Consider the following 1,242-nt stretch of genomic DNA (forward strand, 5'->3'; position numbering starts at 1 on the left):
GAGGCATTGTGGCTGTTACCTTCATGCGCGAGCGATAACCAGTTCAGAACTCGTAAACAAGTTGGCAATGCCGGACAACGGCATCGCGGATCATTTCCGTGGCCGCTGACACTGAGGCCTATGAAGCCTGGTTTCGTTCCGAGGTCCAAGAGGCACTGGATGATCTGAGCCCTGCAAAAACTCAGGAGCAGGTGATGCGGCGCGTTCAGGTGCTCATTGATGAAAAGCACCGAATGAGGGTTTGATTGGATCGTTGGTTCGTTGAGGAATACCAAAAGCGCAAAACTTGACAAAATGGGCAGTTGAGGTATATACATTCGTATACACTAAGAGGTAAGTTATGATTGAATCCAAAATCCGTAAAGTTGGCAACTCCGCTGTCATGACGCTGAGTACCGAGATGCTTGCGCTGCTTGATGCCAAGGAAGGCGACACGCTCTATGCAGTGCGCACTGATGACGGCGGGCTGAAGCTGATGACTGAAGATCCGGAACTGCAGGCCGCACTTGCCGCAGCGGAGACCGTCATGGATGAGAACCGCGACTTGCTACAGGCGCTTGCATGACCCAATGGGTCTGGGTGCCGCTGCCTGCCTTGTATGTTGTTCATGATCGACAGATCGCCCGCCACGGAGGCGCGTCTGGCACCCGCGATCCAGCGCTTTTGGAAGCGGCCTGTGCCCGACCCTTGAACCAGGCCGGGTATGGCGACCCGGATGCCTATGCGCTCGCTGCGGCTTACGCATTTGGCATCGCCAAGGCCCATGCCTTTGTCGACGGAAACAAGCGCACCGCCTTCGTGGCCGCGTTCACCTTTCTGCGACTTAACGGCATTGCGATACGTCCTGATCCCGGAGTGGGTGTGCGGATGATGGAAGATCTGGCATCAGATGAGGTCAGTGAGCAAGAATTCGCGGCGTGGCTGCGGTCGCTTAACGCCGGGTGATCCTGAGCTTTTCCTGACCATTCCAAGTTTCTGGCTTTAGCGCCCTCTGTAACCTTGAAAGAGGAAAGGGGGCTTTCTGTCCTGTGATTTTCAAATCTTCACAAAGGACAGATACCATGGCCCATCCCAGCCCGAGACATACCGCTCAAACTCCGACCGACGCTCAGCTTAAATCAGCCTTGTCGCGCATTGCAGCCGAACTCGCAGATCACCCTCTACGCGGCATTGCCAACTTGTTTGCGCCGGCATGAAAGCTGCCTGGGGGGCGTCTGTCAGGCGGTCATTTCGAGAGCGTAA

Annotated in this window: 3 protein-coding genes; all 3 read left to right on the forward strand. The window is 55.6% G+C overall.

Annotated features, from left to right (window positions below; translation table 11 throughout):
* Window positions 1–98: 98 nt before the first annotated feature.
* The 3 genes from Q1A06_RS20870 to Q1A06_RS20880 all read left to right on the forward strand — a co-directional run bounded on the left by Q1A06_RS20870 (window position 99) and on the right by Q1A06_RS20880 (window position 945).
* Complete coding sequence (locus tag Q1A06_RS20870) at window positions 99–245, forward strand: hypothetical protein (protein WP_299568043.1); 147 nt, start codon at window positions 99–101, stop codon at window positions 243–245.
* 95 nt (window positions 246–340) lie between these two features.
* On the forward strand, window positions 341–565 hold the full coding sequence (locus tag Q1A06_RS20875; RefSeq protein WP_284375903.1) for a transcriptional regulator/antitoxin MazE: 225 nt from the start codon (window positions 341–343) through the stop codon (window positions 563–565).
* A complete protein-coding gene (locus tag Q1A06_RS20880) occupies window positions 562–945 on the forward strand; it encodes a type II toxin-antitoxin system death-on-curing family toxin (RefSeq protein ID WP_299568044.1) in 384 nt (127 codons plus the stop codon). Before Q1A06_RS20875 ends, Q1A06_RS20880 begins: the two co-directional genes overlap by 4 nt.
* Window positions 946–1,242: the final 297 nt, after the last annotated feature.

It is taken from the genome of uncultured Sulfitobacter sp. (assembly GCF_947497275.1).
GTDB lineage: Bacteria > Pseudomonadota > Alphaproteobacteria > Rhodobacterales > Rhodobacteraceae > Sulfitobacter.